Source organism: Bradyrhizobium sp., from assembly GCF_016462955.1.
GTDB lineage: Bacteria > Pseudomonadota > Alphaproteobacteria > Rhizobiales > Xanthobacteraceae > Bradyrhizobium.
Genome location: NZ_JAEMSD010000483.1, coordinates 1 through 5,083 on the forward strand (window position 1 = coordinate 1; position 5,083 = coordinate 5,083).

Here is a 5,083-nt window from a genome sequence, read left to right on the forward strand (position 1 = left end):
GTTGAAATGCCGCGCCGCTCCCTATAGACCGGCTGCGACCGACGGGAATCTGCGGGCGCCGGTTCGCCCCTGTTCCGTTCGTCGTCTGATGGGGCGTAGCCAAGCGGTAAGGCAGCGGATTTTGATTCCGCCATTCGGAGGTTCGATCCCTCCCGCCCCAGCCAAGGCCAACACGCTGATTTTGTTATAAAAATGGCTTCCCTGAATATGGGATTTCCGTCGCATTTGGAAATTCCGTTTGCCTCGCATTTGGAAATTCTGTGCTGGTTTGTTTTTGGTCGAAGGCAGACGAAAGTCGTCGCGCGGTGAACGCCGCTCAACTTATCAAAATGCGAATTGAGCGGATGAACGCTTTCTGCGCGTTGCAAGCTTCCGACCGCAGCCGTTGACCTCGCGTGCTAGATCGACAGTTGCAGAACCCCGCCGCTTTTGCAGCGTTCAACGAAGAGCGGACTCTATCCTTTAGATCGGACGCTAGTCTTCGAAATTGGGGCGGTCTGCATTTCGTCTCGAAGTGATGCTGCTCCATCAGCACTCTGCTGATCGGTACTTGCAAGTCGTACTTCAGCCGGAGGCCTGCCTCGTTCGCGCTTGCTCGCAATTTCGGAATCGACCTGCGTGCGATCGTTGCGGCATGCAAGCGCATCATTCCGCGGCGGCGGCCAAGCTGAAACTGACTTTTGCGCCTTCTCCGGCGTCATCGTTCGCAGCAGTGATCTTCCCGCCATGGGCTTCCAGGATGGACTTGCAAATCGGGAGACCCATGCCCATGCCGTCCTTCTTGGTGGTGAAGAAGCTTTCGAACAGCCGATCGAGATGCTCGGGCTTGATGCCGGGACCGCTGTCAACGAGCGAAAAGTGCACCATGCCCGCAGATTGCGTCGTTCTGATCGTGATCCTGCGATCAGCGCATTGGGCGTCTTCCATCGCCTGCATTGAGTTCATCGCCAGATTGACGACGACCTGTTGCAGCTGGATCCTATCGCCCAAAACCTCGACCGCTGATGGACCTCGGTGATGCGCAATGGACACGCCGCGTGATTGACTTTCGTGTCGCAGAAACACCAGCGCTTCCGCGATCACATCGTCCAGGCATAGCAGCGAGCGCTCTGTCGACTTGCCGGCGGCCATTGCACGGATTCGCGCGACGATATCCGAAGCGCGCACCGCACTCGTCACCATGCCCTGAATCGAAAGCTGGACCTCTGCAAGGTCGGGAGCCGGCCGGTCGAGCCATCGCAAGCCCGCCCCGCCATGGGTCGACATCGCGGCCAGGGGCTGGTTGATCTCGTGGGCGATGGACGCGGTGAGTTCGCCGAGCATGGAGACCCGCGCGGCGTGCGCAAAGTCGGCCTGCAGCTTCCTCAATGCGTTTTGCGCTCGGACACGCTCGGAGATGTCGATGGTTCCAACCAGGCTGATCTCGAAATCATCGATAGGGCCGACCCGCGCGGTGATGAAAAGCACGTCGATCACCCGCCCGTCCCAGGTGACCATCTGGGTTTCTTCTTCGAAGCTGGGGGCGCCGCGGAAATTCGATTCCATGGCCCGCCGAAACGTATCGGGCCGCGCCTGCCATGTGCGAACGAGGGAAGGTTTTGGAGCCTGGCTGGGATTTCCGCCGAACAGCCGGATGGCATGCTCATTCGCTTCGTGGAACTTGAGTGCTTCCATGCAGGTCGTGAGAAAGTCCGGATTCTCGTCGAAATACTTGCCGAGATCGGTAACGCCTTTCTGGCGCAGCGCCTTGAACAGGTGCACGAGCTGTGTCGCGTCGAGCTGCCTGAGCGCGATGGGCATGCGCGAAAAGAGATGGCGGTACCGTAACTCGCTCCGCTGGAGTTCGGCATGGGCACTTTTTTGGAGGCTGACATCCATGACGGCGCCAATGAACTCCAGATTGCCCTTTTGGTTCAACGCGGCTCGTGTGACCACCTTGACGAACTTGATCGTCTGGCCCGGCATCAGCAAGCGATGCTCGAGCGAGAATGATCGTCCTTCCTGTTTTGCGTCTTCGAACGCCTTTTGGACAACGTCCAGATCATCGGGGTGAATACGCTCGATGACGAAGCCGAGCGTCGGTGTCGAAGTTGGTGCCAACTCGAATATCCGGAACGTTTCCGCAGACCAGATGAGCTCATCCGTCACGACATCCCAGCCGAAGCTGCCGGTCTTGCTGAGTTGCTGGGCCTCCGCCAGGTAAACCGCCTCACTTTGCCGTATTGCCTCTTCGGCGCGGCGCCGTTGTGTGACGTCAGTGCTGCTCTCGAGGATGCCGAATGTCGGCTCGCTCGGGTCCGTGGACCAGCGACTGAGGACCGAAACCCGCGCCCCGCTCCGGGTCGTGTGCATCAGTTCGCCCTCCCACCGTCCCGTACGCAACAGCGTCTGCTTGATGTCTTCGAGCGGTGCAGGAAACTCGGTGCGCAGCAGGCGATGTTCGATGTTGCCGAGAGCTTCTGTGCGCTGCCATCCGAAGAGTTCCTCGGCCCCGCGATTCCAAAAGGTGATGCGGTCGTCGAGGTCGCGGACGATGATGGCGTCGGACGTGAGGTCGAGGAGTTGAGCCTGCTCCCGATAAAGGGCTCCAAGCATCCGTACGCGCCAGATCAGGGTTGTCACGAACAGGGACCCGATCAGGAAAGCGGCCAGTGCCGCCAAATCCTGGAGGTTGCCTACCTCAAACGTGAAAGCGGGCTCTACGAAGACGTAGCCGAGGCAGACCAGTGCTCCGGCGGAGAACGCCATCGACGCGACGAGATTGCCAAACAGCGCGAGAAAGGCGAGGACGACCAGGAGCACAAACGCTGTGGTCGAGTAGTTGAGGTTCAACCGGAGACAGAGCAGCGAAGTCAACGCGAGAGCTCCTGCTCCGCAGATCCAGAACAGAGGCGGAGACAGCGAACCGTGGTTCTGACCGGCGGTGAGACGTGGCACTGTGAGCCCGCTAAGGTAGCCTTCAACAGAGAATTCGCGTGACGGAGGAACCGCTGCCTTCGCAGGCCGGTCCAGCTCTTCCCTCATGTGCCGCTCCGCGCGGCGCCGCGGACCATTGAGGCGATGTCATCGTGCAGATCCTTAACACTTGCCCGATGTGCTCGACAGGACGAGGCGTTCATCGGCCGGTCCTGAAAACTGCTCGAGCTTCGGATCACCTTTCCGGCGTACCCATCGTGACGACCCGGGCAGCACCGGAGCTGACCACGGAATGATGCCTTCAAAGCATGACCACATCGACCGATTCTCCAACTGGAGCCGCAGTCGCAATCCGGCCTTGCGCGCTGCTCACCTGCAAAGCCATCTCGTAGTGGCGATCGACATCCCCGTCTTGACCCGCCTTGCGGTTGTTTTGACCGATATTGCGCAATGAATGGCGCGCCTCCGGCATGCATAGACTCAGCGACCCGAACCGCCTCACTTCACATCTCAGAATTGCTCGTCGCGACGAACGTGACTACGGCGACGCTCGCCGATGGGACGTACTGATGATTCATGATCGGCCTTTCGCCAAATGGCAGGCGGTACCTGCGCCCCCGCGACGACAACCGAGCAGCGGGCGCGCTCGGACGTCGCCATTGCCGCCCATCGAAAGCGAGCAACGGAAGCCGAACGGCTGCAGCCGAATCTGCATTCGGTTTCCGCCGCTGATCTCGATTTGATTGTGTTGCATTCACCAGATCCAGGCAGGAGTCGCGGCGGTGCCCTCATCAGAATACCATTATCGCTCACCGCCCTGGGATCGGCAAGCGATGGCTGGCTGAGCTCGACGTCAGCGTAAAAAGTGGGCAGCAAGGCTGACTGAACTGATCGCCATTGCAGCTTTTTCCCGTGAGTTTTCGCCAAGCAGCACGCGAACGCGTGAGACCAGCGTAGCGCAGGTGTTCAAGGTTCTGGTCACGCTCTGGCGTCCCAGCTTTCGAATGACGCCTTCCGGCTGCAGTGACACCCACCGATCTCGCCATCTTTCGCAAACGAACGTTTCGCGGGCAGCCCGGACCGCGCGCTGGCACCTCCTACGCGTTCGTACTGGAAAACAGGATGGTGAGGGTGAAATACCGGGACGAGCCCGGTCACTAATGTTGCGTCATTCAATAACCGGAGTGACCGACATGAAGAACCTGACCAAAACCGGCCTCGCGTTCGCCGCCGCCTTCTCCCTCTTCTCGGCAATCGGTCCCGCGTCGGCCGAGCCCCTGAAGAATATCGTCCTGGTGCATGGCGCATGGGTCGATGCATCCGGCTGGAAGCCGGTCTACGAGATTCTCACCAAGGAAGGCTTTCATGTCACCATGGTGCAGGAGCCCGAAACCTCGTTCGCGGATGATGTGACCGCGGCGAAGCGGGTCCTCGATCTCCAGGATGGTCCGACGCTGCTCGTCGGGCACAGCTACGGCGGGTCGATCATCACCGAGGCTGGCGTTCATCCGAAGGTTGCGGGTCTGGTCTACGTCGCGGCGCACGCGCCCGATGTCGGCGAAGACGAAAGCGCGCTCGGCAAGAAGACACCTAGTGTGCTCGCAAAGACCGAAGGCGCCATCAAGATCACGCCGGACAAGTTCACGTATCTCGATCCAACGCAGTTTCCGAAGCTGTTCTCACCCGATCTGCCGCGTGAGCGGGCCGAGTTCGTCGCGCGATCCCAGGTTCTCGCCGCCGCGCAAGTCTTCAGCACGCCGCTGACCGCGGCAGCGTGGAAGACCAAGCCCAGCTGGGGCATCGTCGCCGGCAGCGACCAGATCATCAATCCGGATCTCGAGCGCTGGTACTACGAGCGCGCCAAGAGCCATACCACCGTGATCCCGGGCGCCAGTCACTCCGTCTACGAGTCGCATCCGAAAGAAGTGGCGGCGATCATCACCAAGGCAGCCCACACCGTCCAGCAAACGACGGCCACCGCTCGCTGACGGATTCATGCAGCAGTCTGCGCGTTCTGGCGGGAGCCGCATGGGCGTTCCGCCAGAGCGGCCAATTTGCCAGATCAGGAATTCTCCAAATGTTGACGTCCATCAACGCCGAGACCAGACCCGCGGCCAATTGGCAACGCGGCCGCGCAGCGCGCGACGCCCGCATCGAGGCCGGCTCG

Annotated in this window: 3 protein-coding genes and 1 tRNA gene; 2 read left to right on the top strand and 2 right to left on the bottom strand. The window is 60.5% G+C overall.

The window, feature by feature from the left end:
• The first annotated feature begins 89 nt into the window (after window positions 1-89).
• A tRNA-Gln gene (locus tag JHD07_RS32305) sits at window positions 90-164 on the top strand.
• 481 nt (window positions 165-645) lie between these two features.
• On the opposite strand, the gene JHD07_RS32310 is transcribed toward JHD07_RS32305, so the two are convergent.
• Both JHD07_RS32310 and JHD07_RS32315 read right to left on the bottom strand, forming a co-directional pair.
• Window positions 646-3,024, bottom strand: a complete 2,379-nt coding sequence (locus JHD07_RS32310) for an ATP-binding protein (protein WP_291629502.1) — start codon at window positions 3,022-3,024, stop codon at window positions 646-648.
• Window positions 3,025-3,217: 193 nt separating this feature from the next.
• The gene (locus JHD07_RS32315) at window positions 3,218-3,388 is read right to left on the bottom strand and encodes a hypothetical protein (RefSeq protein ID WP_291629504.1); all 171 of its coding nucleotides are present in this window, start codon (window positions 3,386-3,388) and stop codon (window positions 3,218-3,220) included.
• Between the two features lie 721 nt (window positions 3,389-4,109).
• On the opposite strand from JHD07_RS32315, the gene JHD07_RS32320 reads away from it, so the two are divergent.
• Window positions 4,110-4,904: an alpha/beta hydrolase gene (locus tag JHD07_RS32320; RefSeq protein ID WP_291629506.1), complete on the top strand. Its 795-nt coding sequence runs from the start codon at window positions 4,110-4,112 to the stop codon at window positions 4,902-4,904.
• Window positions 4,905-5,083: the final 179 nt, after the last annotated feature.